Below are 20,919 nucleotides of genomic sequence, written 5' to 3'. Positions count from 1 at the left end.
GGGGCGGGGCAAGCTGCCCCGCCCCGCGCGTTACCACTGATACGAAGCGCCCACGCCGACCGTATTGCCGCCGCTCGACATACCCACGCCGGCCTTCATCTTCAGGTTCTGCGTGATGCGGGCTTCGCCGCCGAACGCCACGGCCTGATAGCCCTTGTAGGTCGCGCCGCCGATACCGAACGAGATCGTCTTGCCCGGATCGACGCCCGGAATCATCGTCAGCGCGGTGGCCGCGGCGATACCCGAGTACGCGTTACGCGACAGTTCGTTCACCTGGCCCTGCATGCCGCCTATGGCCCGGTCGAGCTGCCCCTTCGTCGCGACGTCGGTCGCGTTCACGCCATCCGAGACGTTCGAGATCGTGCGGGTCCGGTCGATCGAGCCGACCGACACCGTGTCGTCACCGTATGCCGTCGAGCCGGCACCCAACGCCACCGAGTTCGAACCCGACGCATTCGCGCCCGAGCCGATCGCCACCGACTGGCTGCCCGATGCATTCGAGCCGCTGCCGATCGCCGTGGCGCCTTCGGCCGCGCTCTTCGCGCCGGAGCCGATCGCGACACCGTTGCTCTGCGACGCGCCCGCGTTCGAGCCGATCACCGTGGCGTTGTTCGCGCCCGTGCCGATCGTCGCGCCCGACCCGGCGGCCGTGTTGCCCGTGCCCGCGCCAGCGTTGGCCGGCGTCGTGCCCGCCCCGCCGACGTCGGTGCCGGCGAAGTACTCGTTGCCCGAGCCACCGTCGCCCGGACCGCCGCTGCCCGGAGGCAACTGCTCGAGCGCGCCGACACGATCGTCGATCCCGCCGATACGGTCGCTCAGCTCGCTCAACTGGCCGAAGTTCACCGCGTCGTACCGGCTCGCGCCGTCCGCCACGTTCGTCAGTCGCACCGGCGCCGCGCCCGTGCCGCCCAGCGTCACCGAACCGTAGTTCGGCGTGCCGTCGCGATTCAGGTCGTAACGCACCGCGAGCGAATCGGTCGCGCCGTACTGCGCCGCGGCCTGCACGGCTTCGGCCACGGTCTTGTACTTGTTGCCGTTCACCTCGATCGACGTATCCGCGAGCTTGCCGTCGGCATCGACCGTCGTGCCGCCGCCGATTACGTCCGCCACGCTTTGCGCGGTGCCGTGCAGTTGCGAACCGTTGATCGCGTCGACGCTCGTCGCGCTCACCGCGCCCGCCGCCACGCCGGTCAGCACACGGTTGCCCGCCGTGCCCGCGAAGTTCACGGTCGTGCCGTCCGTGTCCTTCGCGACCGTGATGTCGCGCGTCGCATCGTCCTGCTGAACCAGGCCGATCGAGCCGTGGACGAGGCTGTTCGAGATGTTCTCGATCGCGTCGCCGACGTTGTCGAACGTCTTGTCGCTGACCTTGTACGACGGGTTCGTCACGTTGCCGTCCGCGTCGACGCTCGCGCCGCCGCCGAGCGACCGCGCGACGCTCTGCGACACGCCGTGCAACTGCGCGCCGTTCACCGCGTCGGTGCTGGTGGCCGATACCGCGCCCGCCTTCACGTTCGTGATCGTCGTGCCGTTGGCGCCGGCCAGCGTGACCTGGTCGAAGTTCGCCGAGCCGTCGGCGTTCTTGCCGTACGTCACTGCGAGCGAAGCCAGACCCGCGCCCGGGTTGGTCGGATCGACCGGCGCCACCAGGCCTGCGTCCTGCAACTGACCGAGGTTGATCGCGTCATGACGATCCGTGCCGTCCGCGACGTTCTTCAGCGCCACCGGAGCCGTTGCGCCCGCGCCGCCCAGCGTCACCGAACCGCGGTTCGGCGTGCCGTCAGCATTGCGGTCGTACGTCACCGCGGCGATCGACTGACCCGTCACCGGATCGACCAGACCCGAATCGCCCAGCTGCTTGTTGATCACGGTGATGTTTTCCGTGTTCGTCGACGTGCGGCCATCGAGGTTCGACAGAGCGTCGCCCACGTTGTTGTACGACTTCGACTTCGATGCGTCCGTCGGGTCGGCCAGCGAGTACGACGGGTTCGTCACCTTGCCGTCCGCGTCCACCGTCGAGCCGCCGCCCAGCGAATCGGCCACGCTTTGCGCCGTCGCGTGCAGCTGCGAACCGTTGATCGCGTCCGTGCTCGTGGCCGTCACCGCGCCCGCCTTCACGTTCGTGAGCGTCGTGCCGTCCGCGCCCTTCAGCGTGACCACGTCCTTCGCCACGCCGTCATACGCAACAGCCAGCGACGTCAGGCCCGCACCCGGGTTGGTCGGATCGACCGGTGCAACCAGGCCCGCGTCCTGCAGCTGACCAAGGTTGATCGCGTCATGGCGGTCCGTGCCGTCCGCAACGTTCTTCAGTGCGACCGGCGTCGTCGCGCCCGCACCGCCCAGCGTCACGCTGTCCTTCGCCGCACTGTCGTACGTCACCGCCATCGACGTCAGGTTGCCGGACGCGTCTTCGCCCACCAGGCCTGCGTTCTTCAACTGACCGAGGTTCAGCGCATCGCCGTCGTCCGTCGCGTCCGCGACGTTCTTCAGTTGCGTCGCGCCCGTGCCGTTGCCCAGCGTCACCGAACCGTAGTTCGGCGTACCGTCTGCGTTGCGGTCATACGTTACCGCCGCGATCGGCTTACCCGTCGACGGATCGATCAGGCCAGCGTCCTTCAGCTGCGATACGTTCACCGCGTCCATGTCGGCCACGCCGGCCTTCACGTTCGACAGCGTCGTGCCATTCGCGCCCTTCAACGTGACCGTGTCCTTGGTCGCGCCGTCGTATGCGACGGCCAGCGACGTCAGGCCCGCACCCGGGTTGGTCGGGTCGACCGGCGCCACCAGGCCCGCGTCCTGCAACTGGCCGACGTTGATCGCGTCGTGACGATCCGTGCCGTCCGCGACGTTCTTCAGCGCCACCGGAGCCGTCGCGCCCGCACCGCCCAGCGTCACCGAACCGAGGTTCGGCGTGCCGTCCGCATTACGGTCGTACGTCACCGCCGCGATCGACTGGCCCGTCACCGGATCGACCAGACCCGAGTCCGCCAGCTGCTTGTTGATCACGGTGATGTTTTCCGTGTTCGTCGACGTGCGGCCATCGAGGTTCGACAGGGCATCGCCCACGTTGTTGTACGACTTCGACTTCGATGCATCCGTCGGGTCGGCCAGAGAGTACGTCGGGTTCGTCACCTTGCCGTCCGCGTCCACCGCCGAGCCGCCGCCCAGCGAAGCGGCCACGCTCTGTGCCGTGCCGTGCAGTTGCGCACCGTTGATCGCATCCGTGCTGGTTGCCGTCACCGCGCCCGCCTTCACGTTCGTCAGCGTCGTGCCGTCCGCGCCCTTCAGCGTGACCACGTCCTTCGCCACACCGTCGTATGCGACGGCCAGCGACGTCAGGCCCGCGCCCGGGTTGGTCGGGTCGACCGGTGCAACCAGGCCCGCGTCCTGCAGCTGACCCAGGTTGATCGCGTCATGACGATCCGTGCCGTCGGCAACGTTCTTCAGTGCCACCGGAGCCGTTGCGCCCGTGCCACCCAGCGTCACCGTGTCCTTCGCCGCGCTGTCGTATGCCACGGCCAACGGATTGCCGGCGCTGTTCTTGTCGAGCGCATCGAGGGCGTCGCCCACGCTGTGGTAGTCCTGGCCGCCGACCGAGTAGGTCGGGTCCGTGATCGAACCGTCCGCGCCGACGCCCGCGCCGCCGCCGATCTTGTCCGCGACGCTCTTCGACACGGTGAACAACTGCGAGCCGTTGACCGCGTCGTTGCTCGTCGCGCTCACCGCACCGGCTGCGACGTTGTGGATCGCGACCGGCACGCCGGCGTTGCCCAGCGTCACGCTGTTCTTCGCGGCGCCGTCGTACACCACCGCCAGCGACTCGCCCGTCGTCGGATCGATCACGCCGCCCTTCTCCAGCGAATCCTTCAGGTCGCCGAGGTTCTGGTTCGTCGCGAACAGTTGCGAACCGTTCACCGCATCCTTGCTGTCCGCCGCGAGCACGCCGTCGGCCACGTTGTGCAGCGCGACCGGCGTGGTCGCACCCGCACCGCCCAGCGTCACGCTGTCCTTCGCTGCATCGTCGTACGTCACCGCCATCGACGTCAGGTTGCCCGACGCGTCTTCGCCGACCAGGCCTGCATCCTTCAGTTGGCCGAGGTTCAGCGCGTCGCCGTCGTCCTTCGCGTCCGCGACGTTCTTCAGTTGCGTCGGACCCGCGCCGTTGCCCAGCGTCACCGAACCGTAGTTCGGCGTGCCGTCCGCGTTACGGTCGTACGTCACCGCCGCAATCGACTTGCCCGTCGACGGATCGATCAGGCCCGCGTCCTTCAGTTGCGAAACGTTCACCGCGTCCATGTCGGCCACACCGGCCCTCACGTTCGACAGCGTCGTGCCGTCCGTGCCCTTCAGCGTGACGACATCCTTCGCCGTACCGTCATACGTCACTGCAAGCGACGTCAGACCTGCACCCGGGTTGGTCGGATCGACCGGCGCCACCAGGCCCGCGTCCTGCAGTTGGCCAAGGTTGATCGCATCGTGACGATCCGTGCCGTCGGCGACGTTCTTAAGCGCCACCGGAGCCGTGGCGCCCGCGCCGCCCAGCGTCACGCTGTCCTTCGTCGCGCCGTCGTACACCACCGCCAGCGATTCGCCCGTCGTCGGATCGATCACGCCGCCCTTCTCCAGCGAATCCTTCAGGTCGCCGAGATTCTGGTTCGTCGCGAACAATTGCGAACCGTTCACCGCATCCTTGCTATCCGCCGCGAGCACGCCGTCGGCCACGTTGTGCAGCGCGACCGGCGTGGTCGCACCCGCACCACCCAGCGTCACGCTGTCCTTCGCTGCATCGTCGTACGTCACGGCCAGCGACGTCAGGTTGCCCGAGCCGTCGTCGCCGACCAGGCCCGCGTTCTTCAGCTGCCCGAGGTTCAGCGCGTCGCCGTCGTCCTTCGCGTCCGCGACGTTCTTCAGCGCGACCGGCGTCGTTGCGCCCGCGCCGCCCAGCGTCACGGTGTCCTTCGCCGCGCTGTCGTACGCCACCGCATTCGGATCGCCGGCGCTGCGCGACGCGAGCGCGTCCAGCGCGTCGCCCACGTTGTGGTAGTTGCTGCCGTCGACCGTGTACGTCGGCTTCGTGATGCTGCCGTCCGCGCCAATCGCCGCGCCGCCGCCAAGCGAATCCGTCACACCCTTCAGCTGGCTGACGTTCACCGCATCGGTCGCTTGCGTGCCTGCCGCGACGTTGACGATCTGGCGTTCCGCGCCTGCACGGCCGATCGACAGCGCGTTCGCGCGATTCGCGAACGAATCCGCGCCGAGCGCAATGCTGTTGGCCGCGCCTGCGGTCGCGTTCGCGCCGAGCGCCATCGCACCTTCGACGCTGCGCGCGATGTTCGCCCCCGTACCGATCGCGATCGCGTTGGTCGCACCGGCACGCACGTTCGCGGCGTTACCGACCGCGATCGAGCTGTCGCCGATCGCCTGCGCGCCGTTGTTGCCGATCGCCAGCGCGTAATCACCGTTCGCCTGCGTGTTCGCACCCATCGCAACGGCTTGCGTCCCGTTCGTCTGGACATTCGAACCCACGGCGACCGAGTAGTCCTGCCCGGCACCGGTTCCTGCGAAACTGCCGATTGCGACCGAGTTGTTGGAACCCGCGATGTTCTGCAGGCCGACCGCCACCGCGTTGCCGCCGCTTGCCACCGACGACGTGCCGATCGCGGCCGCCGTGGCCGTCGCCGGGTCCGCGCCGTTCAGCGACGCCAGGTTGTTGCCCTGCAGGCCTTCGATCGCGACGAGCGGGTCGCTGACATCCATCGGCTGCATCGAGCGCGCGCTCACCTCCTCGATCGCGGCCTTCGTCTTCTTGTCGATCTCCGACGAGAAGCTGTCGATCGCCTGCTGCGTCTTCGAGGTCACCGACGTCGACAGATTGTTCAGCGCCGCATACAGCTGACCGCCGTTGACCGCGTCGGTGCTCTGGAACGCGACGTCCCCGTCCGCCACGTTGACGATCCGGCGTTCCTGGCCGGCCGCGCCGACGGACACGACGTTGTTCTGGTTCGCGACCGAGTTGTAGCCGATCGCGACCGAGCCGTTGCCGGACACGCGGGCGCCGCTGCCGAGCGCCAGCGAGTTGGCGCCCGCGCCCTGTGCGCCCGCGCCGATCGCGACGGCCAGCGCACCGGTGGCGATGGCCGGCGTGCCCGTCGTCGGGTCGGCATTGACCTTGACGAAGCGCAGGTTGCCGCCAGAAATTTCGTCGCGCAGATCAGACAGGCCCGTGTTCAATTGCTTGACGTTGACCGCGTCCAGATCGTCGACACCCGTCGCGACGTTCTTGAGCTGCGTCGGGCCTGCGCCGTTGCCCAGCGTCACCGTGCCGTAGTTCGGCGTGCCGTCCGCGTGACGGTCGTACGTCACCGCGGCGATCGCCTTGCCGTCGTCGCCGATCAGGCCCGAGCCCTTCAGTTGCGAGACGTTCACCGCGTCCATGTCCGCCACGCCGGCCTTCACGTTCGACAGCGTCGTGCCGCCCGCGCCCTGCAGCGTCACAGTGTCCTTTGCGTTGCTGTCGTACACCACCGCCAGCGATTCGCCCGTGATCGGGTCGATTACACCGCCCTTCGCGAGCGAATCCTCCAGATCGCCCACGCGCGTGTTCGTCGCGAACAGTTGCGAACCGTTTACCGCGTCCTTGCTGTCGGCGGCAAGTACGCCATCCGCTACGTTGTGGATCGCGACCTGCGCAGTCGCACCCGCGCCTCCCAGCGTCACGCTGTCCTTCGCCGCGCCGTCATACGTCACGGCGAGCGACGTCAGGTTGCCCGCGCCGTCGTCACCGACCAGACCCGTGTCCTTCAACTGGCCGAGGTTCAGCGCGTCGTGATCGTCCGTCGCATCAGCGACGTTCTTGAGCTGCGTCGGGCCTGCGCCGTTGCCCAGCGTCACCGTGCCGTAGTTCGGCGTGCCATCCGCGTGACGGTCGTACGTCACCGCGGCGATCGCCTTGCCGTCGTCGCCGATCAGGCCCGAGCCCTTCAGCTGCGAGACGTTCACCGCGTCCATGTCGGCCACGCCAGCCTTCACGTTCGACAGCGTCGTGCCATCGATGCCCGCCAGCGTGACCTTGTCGCGTGCCGCGTCGTCGTACGTCACGGCCATTGACGTCAGGTTGCCCGAACCGTCGTCACCGACCAGGCCCGCGTCCTTCAGCTGGCCGAGGTTCAGCGCGTCGTGATCGTCGGTTGCATCCGCGACATTCTTGATCTGCGTCGGGCCTGCGCCGTTGCCCAGCGTCACCGTGCCGTAGTTCGGCGTGCCGTCCGCGTTACGGTCGTACGTCACCGCGGCGATCGCCTTGCCGTCGTCGCCGATCAGGCCCGAACCCTTCAGTTGCGAAACGTTCACCGCGTCCATGTCGGCAACGCCCGCCTTCACGTTCGACAGCGTCGTGCCATCGATACCCGCCAGCGTGACCTTGTCGCGTGCCGCATCGTCGTACGTCACGGCCATCGACGTCAGGTTGCCCGAACCGTCGTCACCGACCAGGCCCGCGTTCTTCAACTGGCCGAGGTTCAGGGCGTCGTGATCGTCGGTTGCATCCGCGACATTCTTGATCTGCGTCGGGCCTGCGCCGTTGCCCAGCGTCACCGTGCCGTAGTTCGGCGTGCCGTCCGCGTTACGGTCGTACGTCACCGCGGCGATCGCCTTGCCGTCGTCGCCGATCAGGCCCGAACCCTTCAGTTGCGATACGTTCACCGCGTCCATGTCGGCCACACCAGCCTTCACGTTCGACAGCGTCGTGCCGTCCGCGCCCTTCAGCGTGACCGTGTCCTTCGTCGCACCGTCATAGGTCACGGCGTTCGGATCACTGCCGCCATTCGCAGCCAGTGCGTCGAGCGCATCGCCGACGTTGTGATAATCGGTTCCAGCCACCTTGTAGGTCGGCTGCGTAACGTTGCCGCTGCCGTCGACGGTCGCCCCGCCGCCGAGTGCCCTGGTCACACCGGACAGTTGGCCGACGTTGACTGCGTCGGCGGCTTGCGTGCCAGCGGCCACATTGGTGATCTGCCGTCGCAGCGTCGACGAGCCGACCGAGACGCTGTTATTGCGATCCGTTACCGAAGAAGCACCAATCGCCACCGATTCGGTATGGGTCGCTTGTGCATTGACGCCCAACGCGATGCCGTGATAACCGCTCGCGTTCGTACTCGATCCGATCGCGACGGCGGCGCTGCCGGCGCTGCTCGCCTGGAAGCCGAGTGTCGTGCTGTTGTCGCCGCTGGCCCGTGCACTGTTGCCCAAGGCCGTCGCGTAGGAACCGGCGGCACTCGTGTTCGTGCCGATGGCGAGTGCGCCCGAGCCAGCTTGCGCGGCGGCCGTTCCATTGCGCGTATCGATCCTGATGTACGTGTTGTCGACCTTCGTCGAAAGCGCCGTGTTCATCTGGCCGAGGTTGACGGCGTCCGTACTTTGCGTGCCGGCCGCGACGTTCACGATCTGGCGAGTAAACGTTCTCCCGTCCATATTGGGCACGGCGGCACCCACGGATACGGTGTTTGCCCGATCCGCAACCGTTCCGTAGCCCAGCGCAACGGCGTTGTCGGCGCTGGTACTGGCGGTGGTGCCGATTGCAACCGAGTTTGCGCCGGCCGCAACCGCCCCCCGGCCACTGCCGGTGGCGCCGCCGATCGCAACGCTATAGTTTCCGGTCGATGTCGAATTCCCGCCGAGCGCAACGGTTGCCGTGCCGGTCGATCTGGCCGAAGGGCCCACCGCACTCGAATAATTGCCCGCTGCGGACGCGTCGGATCCGATGGCCGCCGAGTTCGAATTCGCAACACGCGCGTTGATCCCGAGTGCGACAGCATTGTTTGCACCGCTGACGACGGCGGCCCCCTGACCGATCGCCGTCGAGCCCGAGCCGCCGGACGTCGTGTTCGCCCCGATCGCCACGGCGCCGGTATTCGTTGCGGACGAAGCGCGGCCGAGCGCCAACGCGTCGGCAGCCGTTGCCGACGCTTGATACCCCATCGCAACCGTGTACTGTCCCGAGGTCAGTGCGGCACTGCCGATCGCAATTTGCCTGTCGCTCGCATTGGCGTTCGTGGCACTCGCACCAAGTGCAATCGAATGAAGGCCATTGGCTGTCGTGCCCGAGCCCACTGCAACCGAGCTCGATCCGGCACTGGCCACGGTCTGACCGATGGCGACTGCATTGAGGCCTGATGCGGTAGCGCCAGCGCCGGTGCTGTTGATCCTCACGTATGGGTTGCTTGCCGTTGCCGCGGTGGCAATTGCAGCATTCAGCTGATTGACGTTGACCGCATCAGTGCCGGCAGTACCCGTTGCCAGCCCCGTGATGCGATGGTTCGTCATGTTGACGTTGGCGGAAAAATCGGCTGCTCCTATGACGTGAACCCCCGCCCCGCCAAGCAGGGTGAGGTGACCGTCTGTACTCCCCTGAATCCCTGCCTCCGTTCCGGGGCTCCCACGCGACCCCGTGGATGTGCCGTTCGCGGTAGCATTGTTGTACAACATGAACGAAGTAGCTCTGTTGTTGAATATGGGGTTCGCTCCGCATGCCCCCGCCGTCAATGCAGTGCCGGAGCTATTGCCGCCGCCAAAAGCCGTACCGACTCTCGATGACCCCGACGGTGAACACAAACCCAGCAGTCCATTGCCGTTCGCCGCCTGCGCATTCGCATCGGCCGACATCGCACCGCCGCCCACGCCCGCCATTACCGCCACCGCCGCCGTCACCGACGACCGCATCGTGGTATTCGACTTCGATTTCGTGCGCATGCGCGCCGTTTCGGCTGCTGCCGTCCATGTACCCGTCGTCGCGTTCCAGACGGTGCGATAGGTCTTGTTCACGTTGTGTGCCTCTGTAGAGAAAAAGGGGAAAAGGACGCTCCTCGTCCACAGATGGCAATGTATTGATCGCCTGTCCTTTCGATAATCAGACGGCCGGACGCGACCGCACTTATTTTCTAAGCCTGGTCCTAACATGACGTTGCTTGACAATCGACCATGCCACGCGCGACGCAACATGATGTTCTCGTGAACGATTCCGTTTGACACGATCGCATCACGGGCTTTATATACGCATCGCGCCGCCGATTGCACGAATAGGACTGGTCCTACCTGCGTCGCGCGAGTGTTTCGGACTGCCCTACATACAGGGCCGTCCGCTATCCCGATAATTTTCCCGTTCCCCGAGCCGGCGGCGCATCGCGTCGCCTTCATGCGGCTCGCGGATATCGTTCGCGTTCCGGCCCTGCCGCGGCGCGTCTCCCGATTAGCCCATTGATTCACCGGTCTTCGTCTCATGCCCATCCGCCATCTCTTCGCGTCCCAGACGGACGCCAGCGCACCGTTCGCGTCGATCGACGACGACGCGCGCGACCTGAGCCTGCTGAACCGGTATCAGCGCTTCACGCTGTACGGCGGGGCCGCCGTTCTGTCGCTCGTGATCCTGATCGCGGCGGGCATCCTGCTGGTCGGCTCGGTGCGCGACTACATCGCGGAGCGGCGCGACTTGTTCGCGACGCACAAGGCGCTCGTGCAGCTCGAAATGGATGCGAAGCAGGCGTCGATGCGCCGTGCGGTGATCAACGCCGAGTTGCTGTGGAACGGCCATCCGCCGCACGCGCGCGAGGCCTCGGACGCATTGCGGCGCGACGGGCACGTGCTGCTCGCGCCGATGCGCGACGTGAGCGAGATCTTCGTGGCGGCGTCGCCCGAAGCGCTTGCCGATCACGAAACCGATCGCTACGTACAGCTGATGGAACGCCAGACGATCTCCGTCGCCGCCGCCGAACGGCAGACGGGGCGCGCGGTGCGCGGCTACGCGTACAGCCCCGATCGTAACGTGATCGCGATCACGCCGCCGCCGTCGATGCCGTATCCGGACCTGCTCGCACGCATCGGCGTGCCGGACACGCATACGCTGATCCGGCACCTCGCCTTCGACGTGGCCGACTGGTCCGATCCGGCCATCGCGCGCTACTGGCGCCTGTCGCGCCGGATCGCGTGGCAGGCGCCGGCGATCGATCCGTTGACCGGCAAGACGGTCTTCCGGCTCGTCGAACCGGCGTTCGACGGCCAGCGGCATTTCATGACCTTCGTCAGCGACTTCGACGTCGACGTGATCGCCGACCGAATGCGACGCGCGCCGGACGACGCCGTCGCGATGCTGATCGACGAGAACGGCCGGGTGCTGCTGCATGCCGACCGCACCGACAACGCGGAGGACGGCGCGGCGCTGATGCAGCATGCGCTCGCCGAAGGCACGTGGCGGCGCGGCCTCGTGCATTTCGACGAAAGCTATCGGCACGGCGTGTTCACGATCAGCGACCGGATCTCGGACACCGGCTACGCGATCGTCTATGCGTATTCGTGGCACACGATCGCCTATGCGCTCTGGTCGACGATGCTGCGCGAACTCGGGACGACCGCGACCATCCTCATCGTGCTGTGGACGCTCGTGATCGCGTTCGACCTGCGGGTGTTCGCGCCGCTGTTCCGCCGCTCGCGCCGCGTGTTCGAAAGCGAGCGGACGAGCCGCACGATCGTCGCGACGGCGCCGTTCGGCATCGGCCTCGTGTCGCCCGACACGCGCCAGGTGCTGCTGCGCAACCGGATGCTCGAACTGTACGAGCACGAGACGAGCGATCCACCGCTGCACGAGCGGCTGCTGGCGCGCTACCGCGAGCACGCGCACGCGTCGCCGGTACAGCTCGACGTCGAATTGCCGGTGACGCTCGCCGACGGTCGCACGCGCGACCTGCTCGTCAATTTCGTGCGCGTGCGCTACAAGGGCAAGGACGCGCTGCTGTGCAGCTTCTCCGACATCACGACGCGCGCCGATGCCGAGCGCGCGCTCGACAGCGCGAACCGCGCGAAATCGACGTTCCTCGCGACGATCAGCCACGAGATCCGCACGCCGCTGAACGCGATGCTCGGCAATCTCGAACTGCTCGACAAGGCGCCCGACCCGAGCCGGCAGAAGCCGCGCCTGCATGCGGTCACGTCGGCCGCGCGGATGCTGCTCGACATGCTCAACAACGTGCTCGACATGACGAAGATCGAGGCCGACCGGATGACGCTCGAATCGACCGGTTTCCGGATCGACGAGCTGATGCGCGACGTGGCGGACCTGTTCGAGCCGGTGGCCGGCGCGAAGGGCATCGCGCTGCGCGTCGACGTCGATCCCGCGGTGACGCATCGGTATATCGGCGACCCGATGCGCGTGCGGCAGATCGTCGTCAACCTGATCAGCAACGCGATCAAGTTCACCGATCGCGGGACGGTGGCGCTGTCGGTCTCGGCGCCGTCGAGCGACGCGACGCCCGTGACGATCCGCGTCAGCGATTCCGGCATCGGCATGACGGCCGATCAGCTTGCGCACGTGTTCGAGCCGTTCGCGCAGGCCGACGAATCGATCGCGCGCCGCTTCGGCGGCACGGGCATCGGCCTCGCGCTGAGCTACAAGCTCGCGGAATCGATGGGCGGGCGCATCGAGGCGAACAGCGTACCGGGCGTCGGCTCGACCTTCGTCGTCACGTTGCCGCTGCCGCTCGACCGTCAGCCGGGGGCGGCGCACGCGGTGGCGGGCGAGGATGCACCGAACGTACGCGTGCTGTTCGTCGACGACAACCCGGTCAACCGTTCGCTCGTCCACGATCAGCTGGACGTACTCGGCTATCAGGCCGATATCGCGTCGAACGTCGCGGACGCGCTCGATCTGGTGGATCGCCACGACTACGCGGTCGTGCTGACCGATCTGAACATGCCCGGCCTCGACGGGTACGCGTTCGCGCGCGTGCTGCGCGAGCGCGGGCGCGTGCAGCCGATCCTGGCCGTGACCGCGCATGCGGAACCGGACGAGTTGCGGCTCGCGTGGGAAGCGGGTATCGACGAGATCGTCACGAAGCCGACGTCGCTGAAGTCGCTCGAACAGGCGATCGCGAAGTACGCGGGGACGTGGAGACGGCCGACGTATCCGCCCGCACCGGCGCGCGCGGCCGGCCCGTTGCCGAAAGACCTGCATACGGTGCTCGTCGACGCGACGCAGCGCTCGAGCGCGACCATCGCGCGGGCGTTGCAGGATGGCGACCTGAAGGTCGCGCGCTCGGAGATTCACAGCATGCGCGGTGCGTTCGCGATGATCGGCGAGCGCGAGATTTCGGGGCTCTGCGCGTCGATGGAAGCGCTGGCGCTGGCTGGGGATGCGGCGGCGTTCGCGCGGGAGTTCGAGCGCTACCGGCAGAGCGCGAACGAGATCCTCGCGCGGCGTGCGGCAGGCTGACCGAAGCCGTCGATTGAAACGATTTCCGGCATCGGGAATGAATCGACGAGGCAGCCAGTCGACGCGATCGCGTTGGATTCGTCATGCAGCACCGATGTATTTCCGCGACTGTTTTGCCTCCCCCGATCGTCTCTTCAATCCCGTCGTATCGTTCCGCACATCCGGTTCGCCGACAAGGCGCCGCCCGTCGTGCATCCGTGGATGGAACTGTCCGGTCGATGGATCGAGGCCGCGGCACTCGTCGAGATGGCGCGTCCGGCGGTCACGCCCGAGCGGCGCGAGCAGCTTCTGGACGTGACGCCGGATCGAACGGTGTCGACGCTGGCGTCGTTGGGCCAGCATGTGGAGATCGTGGCGCAGCCGGCGGGGAAATCCTGGCCTGGGGGGATCGCGATTTCGGTCCGACGGCCTGCGAGGCAGGCTGGAGAAATGTGTGGCGGCCGGAAACGCGTCGGCGCTCGCATGAGGCAGCGTTAGGAGTAGGTGCTATCAAACACATAGCATGACGACGGCCGGGCCCAACGGCCGCCGCCGAAGCGGCTCCGGCGCCACACTCGTTCAATTTAACGTGAACGATCGCAACAACCAATCGGACTCGGCTGATTCTGTGCGCGCCGAAGCATCGCTTACTGCCGAATCGTCGCCTGCCCGGCCAGCTTGTCCACCAGCGCCGTCATCGCACGCTGCTGCGCCTGCGCTTCCAGTTGCTGACGCAGCACGTTCTTCGCTGCCTCGAAGGTCGGCACGGTCGTCGCGCGCTTCTCGTCGAGTTTCACGATCGCGAACGCATTGCCGATCCGGATCGGGCCCGCTACGGCGCCGGGCTGCAACGACGTGATCGCCTGCGCGAGCGGCAACGGCAAACCACCCGTCTTCCCCTCGGCCACCGGCGTGCGCAACTCGACCCACTGCGCGACACCGCCGTTCGGCGTCGTGTTGTACTTCTTCGCCACCGCATCGAACGCGGCGCCCTGCTTCAGCTCCGCGACCATCGCGTTCACTTCGGCCGGATCGGCCACGGCGATCACGTCCGCACGATATTCGAACTGCGCGGCATTCGCGACGACGTCGTCGTAACGCGCCTTCACCTGCGCATCGGTCACCGCTTGCGGATGCAGGTTGTCGCGCAGGTAGAGATCCGTTGCCGCGACCGTGCGCGCACGCATCACGACACGGTTCACTTCGGGGCGGCTGCCGTAGTTGGCCTTTTCCGCCGCCTGCTCGACCAGTTGCTGGGCGATCAGCTCGCGCCTGGCCTTCTCCCGCAGCGCCGGGGTATCGGCCTGACCCCACTGGTGGATCAGGACGTCCACGTCGCTGCGCGCGATGGGTGTGTCGTTGACGACCGCTTCGACGCCCGACGGCAGCGGCGTTTCGGTTTTCGTGCCTGCGGCGCGTGCGACAGGGGCGCCGCAGGCGCACGCGAGTGCGATCAGTGTGGAAACAATGGAAAGGTGATGCTGCTTCATGACGATTCCTTCATCGATGGAGGGAGATGCCGCACGCGATGGCGGCCGGGAGGAGGTGCGGCAGCTTCGCCGCGGGCAGCCGAGCGCGTCGGTGCCTGACAGGCCGCGCGCGATCGCGCCACGGCCGGACCTGACGCGCGAACCGGTCGAAGCCGGCCGCGCGTTGCGGAGCAGAGTCGCCGCCGTCGGCGAGGCGCCGACGATCGACGGACAGAGAGACAAAGATGAATGCCCTGCGCTCGCATGAGGCAGCGTTGTCCCAACCTGCGACCCAAATGGTGCAGACGCGACCGAGCCCACCGGTCGCCGCAAGGCATTCACGTGTGTCCGTCCGGCTTCGCGGGTACCGAAGGCATCGTTCGCTCCGACCGCGCGCGGAGAAAAATACGCTGCCCGACGAACGGGCAGCGCGTCCAACGAAGCATGGCTTCGGATACGAGGTATCGGGCGCGTACCACGCAGCCGCCCGACCCTCGCATTGTCGAAGCGCATACGGCGTCCGCACAATCAGCCTGGTCCTATTCCGCACGACGTCACCGTTGAATCGTCGACGTCGCGCGCGCGTTCATCGTCACGGCGAGCGGCGGAAATGCGGCGACGCTGCGCATCGCGCCATAGAACTTGTTCATCGCGACGTCGATCCCGTAGTTCGGCAGCGTGCGGCCGAGCCCGTGCGAGAACAGCGTCTCCGGTTGCAGCGGAAAGCAACGGTCGAGCAAAAAACGTGCACCGGCCGGCGAGATCGTGTACGCGCAGATCCCGTAGAACTCGAGCAGATCCATCACGAGCACGGGGCCGCGGTCGGTACGGAAATCATCGACGGCCTGCGCGAGCGCCGCTTCGTCGAAGTGCATCGTCACCGGCGTGCGGCTGTTGAAGATCGCGCCGCGCAGGATCGAATCGAAGTTGTAGCCCCACGCGACGAAGTCGTAGCGGCCCGCGTGGGCGGCAAGGAATTGCATCGCCGTCTCGTCGAAGTCCGGGCGAAAGATCGCGTCGTCCTCGACGATCGTGACGAGTTCGTTTCCCGCTGCGATGTCGGTCCACAGGCGATGCGTGGTCATCGCGATGCCGATCGCGCCGCGCGTGTACGGCAGGGCCGGCGCGAACAGGCCGCTTCGTGCGATATCGTCATCCGACAGCGCCCGGCCGTCGATCGCATCGACGAATTCGAATGCGAGCGCCGCATTGTTCGCACGAAATGCATCGCGGCGGCCCCGCTCGCCCCTGAGCGAAATCACGCGAAGCGTCTTGCAGACGGACGGCACATCGATCGCGGGAGCGCACGCGGGCGCCATGGCCGCATCGGTCTGGTCGGTAACGGGCATCGACATCGTCACCACCCCGTCACGATCGAAATGCCGAACACGATGCCGACGACGATGCCGATCATCCGCCCCTGCAGCATCGGCTTCAGTGCCGACGGCTCGTAGAAAGGATCGACCACATCGTCGCGGTTGCGCCACGCGGTAACGAGCGGCGGCACGAGCAGCGACATCGCCATCAGCAATGCGGTAGCCATCGTCACGACCATGCCGCTCGACGACCAGCGCGTGCCGAACTCGACCGCCACGTGGACCATCCCGACCGTGGCCGCGCTCGCGACCATCCCGATCACGGTGCCTTTCACCAGAAAATCTGCTGCGCTCATCGTCAGTACTCCGTGTTTGATGAATGCCGAACGACGTCGGCCGGAATACTGCGTATTAGAAGGATCGCCGGGCGCGATCTCTATCAGACGGGTCTTATTGTCGGAAGCCGGCCCCGAAAATAGGACTGGGATTACACACGTGCCGAAGAACGCGTTGGGAATCGACGTCGTATCGCACAGCGCAATCGATTCGGACTGGTCTTATTCAGTTGCCGGGTACGGAGCCATAAAGTGGACGCCAAGCGGGCGCCATGCTGCTTGTGCCCATGCGTACAAGCCACCGGCGCCCCCCGGCAAACCCCGCTACCGGCCGCTGCCTCGACACGCGGCCGTCCCTCCGGAGCCCCGACATGCAGATCACGCCCGACGACACGCCCACGCTCGCCGATGCCGACGACACGATGTTCGCCACGCCGGCCGATGCCGCCTCGCTCGATATCGACGACGACGCCATCGCCACCGCCACGCAAACGCTGATCGATCGCGGTGAAACCGGGCGCGCCGCGCAACTGGCCGGTGCTCATTGGGACCTGCGTCCGGCATCACCTGCGGCGGCATTCAACTGCGGCTATGCGATGCAGATGGCTGGACGCCACGCGGACGCGATCGCGCCCTATCGCCGCACGCTCGAACTTGCGCCCGCGTGGCCGTCGCTGAAGAACAATCTCGCGCTCGCGATCCGGCTCACGGGCGGGGATCCCGAGGTGGAATTCGCGCTCATCGAAGGTGCGCTCGACGACGATCCCGACGACGCGCGTGCGTGGACCAACGCGGTCATCACGCGCATCGACCGCTTCGATCTCGACGGCGCGTTGCGCGCGGCCGCCCGTGCGGTCGCGCTCGCGCCCGACAGCGCGCTGGCCGTGAACAACGCGGCGACGGCGATGAAGGAAGCGCAATGGTGGGGGCAGGCCGAAGCGCACGCGCAACGCGCCGTCGAACTCGCGCCGCACAACCCGACGTATCGCCACAATCTGTCGCTGCTCCAGCTTGCGCGCGGCGACTTCGCGTCGGGCTGGCCGCATTACGAAGCGCGCTGGGAAGGCTCGGGCGAACTGCGCGGCAAACTGCCGGTGTTTCCCGGGCCGCGCTGGCGCGGCGAATCGTTGAAAGGCAAGACGTTGCTCGTGTGGGGCGAACAAGGTCTCGGCGACGCGCTGCAGTTCTGCCGCTACGTGCCGCTGCTCGCCGAACGCGTGCATCGCGAAGGCGGCCGGATCGTGTGGAATGCGTTTCCGGTGATGGGCGACCTGTTCGGGCGCAGCCTGGCAAAGCATGTCGACGTGTTCGATACGAGCACGCGCATCGAGGATCTGCCCGCGTTCGACGTCGAGCTGCCGCTGATGAGCATCCCGCGCATGCTCGGCCTCGACGGCGACGCGCTCGCCACGACGGCGCCGTACCTCCACGCCGATGCGGCGGCCACCGACGCGTGGCGCACGGCGCTCGCGAGCGAAAAGCGGCTGAAGGTCGGCCTCGCGTGGACGGGCAGTCTCTCGCACCAGCGCAACCGCTTTCGCCGCGTGGGGCTCGAACGTTATGCCGACGCATTCGGCCACCTGCAGCAGGACGTCGCGTTCTACTCGCTGCAACCGGGCGCACAGCACGACATCGAAGCCGCCCGCTCGGCCGGCTTCGTCGTGAACGACTGCACGCGCGAATGGCGAACGGTCGACGACACCGCCGCGTTCGTCGGCGCCCTCGATCTCGTGATCACCGTCTGCACGTCGGCCGCGCACCTGAGCGGCGCGCTCGGCCAGCGCACGTGGGTGCTGCTCGATGCGAATCCGCACTGGGTGTGGCAGCACGATCGCCGCGACGGCCTGTTCTACCCGAGTGCATCGCTGTATCGACAGAGCACGTTCGCGGACTGGCAGCCGGTCATGGAGGCAGTCACCGCCGATCTTCGCCACCTGGCCGGCTGACGGTCGCCATTCCGACGGGAGATTCGTCATGGACTACAACCTCTGCATCGTGCGCCCGCCCGGCTACGCGCACGCCGGCGCCTTCACCGAGCTCGCCGAAGCGATCGCTTACGGGCTCGACGATCTCGGCCACGCGGTTCACTTCACCGAGAACACCATGATGCCAGGCGCACGGAACATCCTGATCGGCTGCCATCTCGCCGATCCGCGCGCGACCGAGCACGTGCCGGACGATACGATCGTCGTCAACACCGAACAGCTGCACGTCGACGAACAGCCGTGGAACGAGGCCATCTATCGCTGGGCATCGCGCTACGAAACCTGGGATTACAGCGAGCGCAACCTCGCGAAGCTGCATGGCCTCGGCATCGCGCATGCGCGCTACCTGAAGCTCGGCTTCCATCCGAAGCTGCGTCGCATCCCCGACGACGTCGAGCAGGATATCGACGTGCTGTTCTACGGCACGATCGGCCCGCGCCGCGCGGCGATCCTCGACGCGCTGCAGGCGCGCGGGCTGAAGGTCGGGATCGTCAGCGGCGGCATCTACGGCGCCGAACGCGATGCCTTCATCGCGCGCGCGAAGGTCGTGCTGAATCTGCATCACTACGCGTCGCACATCTTCGAGGTCGTGCGCGCGTTCTATCTGATGACGAACGGCAAGGCGATCGTCGGCGAGGTGTCGCCGACGACGTCGGTCGATCCCGATTACGCCGACGGCTTTCGTGCGGCGCCGTATGACGCGCTGGTGGATGCCTGCGTCGAACTCGTCCGCGATCACGCGCAACGCCGCCGGCTCGAAGCCGACGCGCTGGCGACGATCGGCCGCCATCCGCAAGCCCGGTCGCTCGCGCCGCTGCTGGCCCCGCAGCCGGTGGCGGCATGACGACCCGACGTCGCGAGCCGTCGTCGTCGACGCTCTCGTCACAGCGTTCCGACAGCGTGTACTTGTTACCTGTCCACATGCGATTTGACAATCCCTGACGTCGTCGGGAACGAGTCCTAGCCCGTTGAGGCGCAGTCCGATCCACCTGCCCGCGCGGACCGCCCGCAGTCCGATGGTCTCGCCCCGTCATCGCTCCTAGACTCGCCGTACTGCCCGAAAGCACCGTGCAACGCGCCGGGCAGCCCACTGCGGAGCGTTGCACGAACGCGGGCGCACGGCCGTTCCGGGCGGTGCGCGACGGCAAGGATGGCAGATGAAATGAACAAGAAGCACGGGCCGCGCGGCGAGATCGTCGTCTGCATGGTCGATGTCGCGGCGATCGTCGCGATCGCGGTACTCACGCATCACGGTTCGCTGTGGAATCTCGACGCGCTCGCGACCGAATGGCTGCTGATCGGCGCCAGCGCGCTGCTCGCGACGTTCCTGCTCCGCCTGGCGGGCATCGGCCTCGACGGCCGGCCGCGCCCCGCGACGCGCTATGCGGTGCGCACGCTCGCGCTGTGGCTCGTCGTGCAGGGTTTCGTGTTCCTGAAGATGGTCGCGCTGACCGCCGCGACGGTGATGATGCTGACGTGGTTCTTCGACTGGACGGTGGAAGTCGGGATCGTGCTGGTCGTGTTCCGGATCGCGCTGAGCATCGCGCGCCGTCGCAGCCTGCGCGTGCCGGCGACGCCCGCCCGCATCGCGATCGTCGGCAGCGGCGAGCGCATCGCGCGGCTCGTCACGTCGCTCGATGCGGCCGGCGATACGCGCTACCGGCTCGTCAGCGCGTATTGCACGGCCGGTCGCGCCATGACGCTCGCGGGCGACGCGCTCGTCACGACCGATCTCGCGTCGTTCGCCGCCTGCGCGCGCCGGCAGCGCGCGGACGAAGTGTGGATCGCGCTGCCGCTCGCGGAAGACGCCGCGATCACGCGCGTGATCGACGAATTCCGCAACGACTTCGTCGAGCTGCGCCTGATGCCCGACGTGAGCCATCACGCGCTGTTCGGCAGCCAGGTCGACGAAATCCTCGGCGAGCCGGCGATCTCGCTTGCCGCCCCGCCGCTGTCGCGCGGCGCGCTGTGCGTGAAGGCCGTCTTCGATCGCGTGTTCGCGGCGGCCGTGCTGATCGTGTCGATGCCGCTGCTGCTGGTCATCGCCGCGGCGATCAAGCTGAGCTCGCCGGGCCCGGTGATGTTTACGCAGAAACGGCGCGGCGGCGACGGCCGCACGTTCGACATCTACAAGTTCCGCACGATGCGCGTGCACGTCGGGCAACCGGGCAAGGTCGAGCAGGCGACCCGCAACGACCCTCGCGTGACGAAGGTCGGTGCGTTCCTGCGCCGCACGAGCCTCGACGAACTGCCGCAGTTCATCAACGTGTTGTTCGGCGACATGTCGGTGGTCGGCCCGCGTCCGCACGCGGTGGAACACGACGCGCAATACCGCACGCTCGTCGACGGCTACATCCATCGCTACCGGATCAAGCCGGGCATTACCGGCTGGGCGCAGGTCAACGGGCTGCGGGGCGCGACCGAGCAGCTCGAAAGCATGCAGTCGCGCGTCGAGTACGACCTGTATTACCTGCGCAACTGGTCGTTCGCACTCGACCTGCGCATCATCGGCGCGACGGTGCTGAAAGGGATCGTGCATCCCAACGCGTACTGAGCGGCGCACGCCGCTCGCCGCCGCGG

At 67.2% G+C, this 20,919-nt stretch carries 10 protein-coding genes; 5 read left to right on the top strand and 5 right to left on the bottom strand.

What is annotated here, in order from left to right:
• Positions 1 to 30: 30 nt before the first annotated feature.
• The gene (locus tag WS61_RS35420) at positions 31 to 9,954 is read right to left on the bottom strand and encodes a YadA-like family protein (RefSeq protein ID WP_373557131.1); all 9,924 of its coding nucleotides are present in this window, start codon (positions 9,952 to 9,954) and stop codon (positions 31 to 33) included.
• 319 nt (positions 9,955 to 10,273) lie between these two features.
• Here WS61_RS35420 and WS61_RS23065 point away from each other — a divergent pair, with 319 nt between their 5' ends.
• Positions 10,274 to 13,255: an ATP-binding protein gene (locus WS61_RS23065; RefSeq protein ID WP_059503801.1), complete on the top strand. Its 2,982-nt coding sequence runs from the start codon at positions 10,274 to 10,276 to the stop codon at positions 13,253 to 13,255.
• An 81-nt stretch (positions 13,256 to 13,336) separates the two neighbouring features.
• Here WS61_RS23065 and WS61_RS35005 read toward each other — a convergent pair whose 3' ends face one another.
• Positions 13,337 to 13,597: a hypothetical protein gene (locus WS61_RS35005; protein WP_157692773.1), complete on the bottom strand. Its 261-nt coding sequence runs from the start codon at positions 13,595 to 13,597 to the stop codon at positions 13,337 to 13,339.
• Positions 13,598 to 13,881: 284 nt separating this feature from the next.
• Entirely contained in the window at positions 13,882 to 14,724 is an 843-nt protein-coding gene (locus WS61_RS23055) for a peptidyl-prolyl cis-trans isomerase (protein WP_059503797.1), read from the bottom strand.
• Between WS61_RS23055 and WS61_RS23050 the strand changes: the two genes are divergently transcribed.
• Positions 14,723 to 14,971: a hypothetical protein gene (locus tag WS61_RS23050; protein ID WP_157692772.1), complete on the top strand. Its 249-nt coding sequence runs from the start codon at positions 14,723 to 14,725 to the stop codon at positions 14,969 to 14,971. The two genes, WS61_RS23055 and WS61_RS23050, sit on opposite strands and share 2 nt — an antisense overlap.
• Positions 14,972 to 15,257: 286 nt before the next feature.
• On the opposite strand, the gene WS61_RS23045 is transcribed toward WS61_RS23050, so the two are convergent.
• Together WS61_RS23045 and WS61_RS23040 are read right to left on the bottom strand one after the other, a co-directional pair.
• Entirely contained in the window at positions 15,258 to 16,058 is an 801-nt protein-coding gene (locus tag WS61_RS23045; RefSeq protein ID WP_257127334.1) for a glycosyltransferase family 25 protein, read from the bottom strand.
• Positions 16,059 to 16,060: 2 nt separating this feature from the next.
• Positions 16,061 to 16,375 carry a hypothetical protein gene (locus WS61_RS23040; protein ID WP_059503792.1) on the bottom strand — a complete coding sequence of 105 codons (315 nt, stop codon included), beginning with the start codon at positions 16,373 to 16,375 and terminating at the stop codon, positions 16,061 to 16,063.
• Between the two features lie 350 nt (positions 16,376 to 16,725).
• Between WS61_RS23040 and WS61_RS23035 the strand changes: the two genes are divergently transcribed.
• The 3 genes from WS61_RS23035 to WS61_RS23025 all read left to right on the top strand — a co-directional run bounded on the left by WS61_RS23035 (position 16,726) and on the right by WS61_RS23025 (position 20,893).
• Positions 16,726 to 18,300 (top strand): hypothetical protein, encoded by a 1,575-nt coding sequence (locus tag WS61_RS23035; RefSeq protein WP_059503790.1) that lies wholly within the window; start codon positions 16,726 to 16,728, stop codon positions 18,298 to 18,300.
• 28 nt (positions 18,301 to 18,328) lie between these two features.
• A complete protein-coding gene (locus WS61_RS23030) occupies positions 18,329 to 19,183 on the top strand; it encodes a hypothetical protein (RefSeq protein WP_059503789.1) in 855 nt (284 codons plus the stop codon).
• 318 nt (positions 19,184 to 19,501) lie between these two features.
• The gene (locus tag WS61_RS23025; RefSeq protein WP_059503787.1) at positions 19,502 to 20,893 is read left to right on the top strand and encodes an undecaprenyl-phosphate glucose phosphotransferase; all 1,392 of its coding nucleotides are present in this window, start codon (positions 19,502 to 19,504) and stop codon (positions 20,891 to 20,893) included.
• The last annotated feature ends 26 nt before the right edge of the window (positions 20,894 to 20,919 follow it).

Source organism: Burkholderia sp. ABCPW 11, from assembly GCF_001523445.1.
In the GTDB taxonomy this organism is placed as follows: Bacteria; Pseudomonadota; Gammaproteobacteria; order Burkholderiales; family Burkholderiaceae; genus Burkholderia.
Note: the sequence above shows the minus strand (reverse complement) of the source record. Positions and strands in the feature narration are given on the sequence as shown.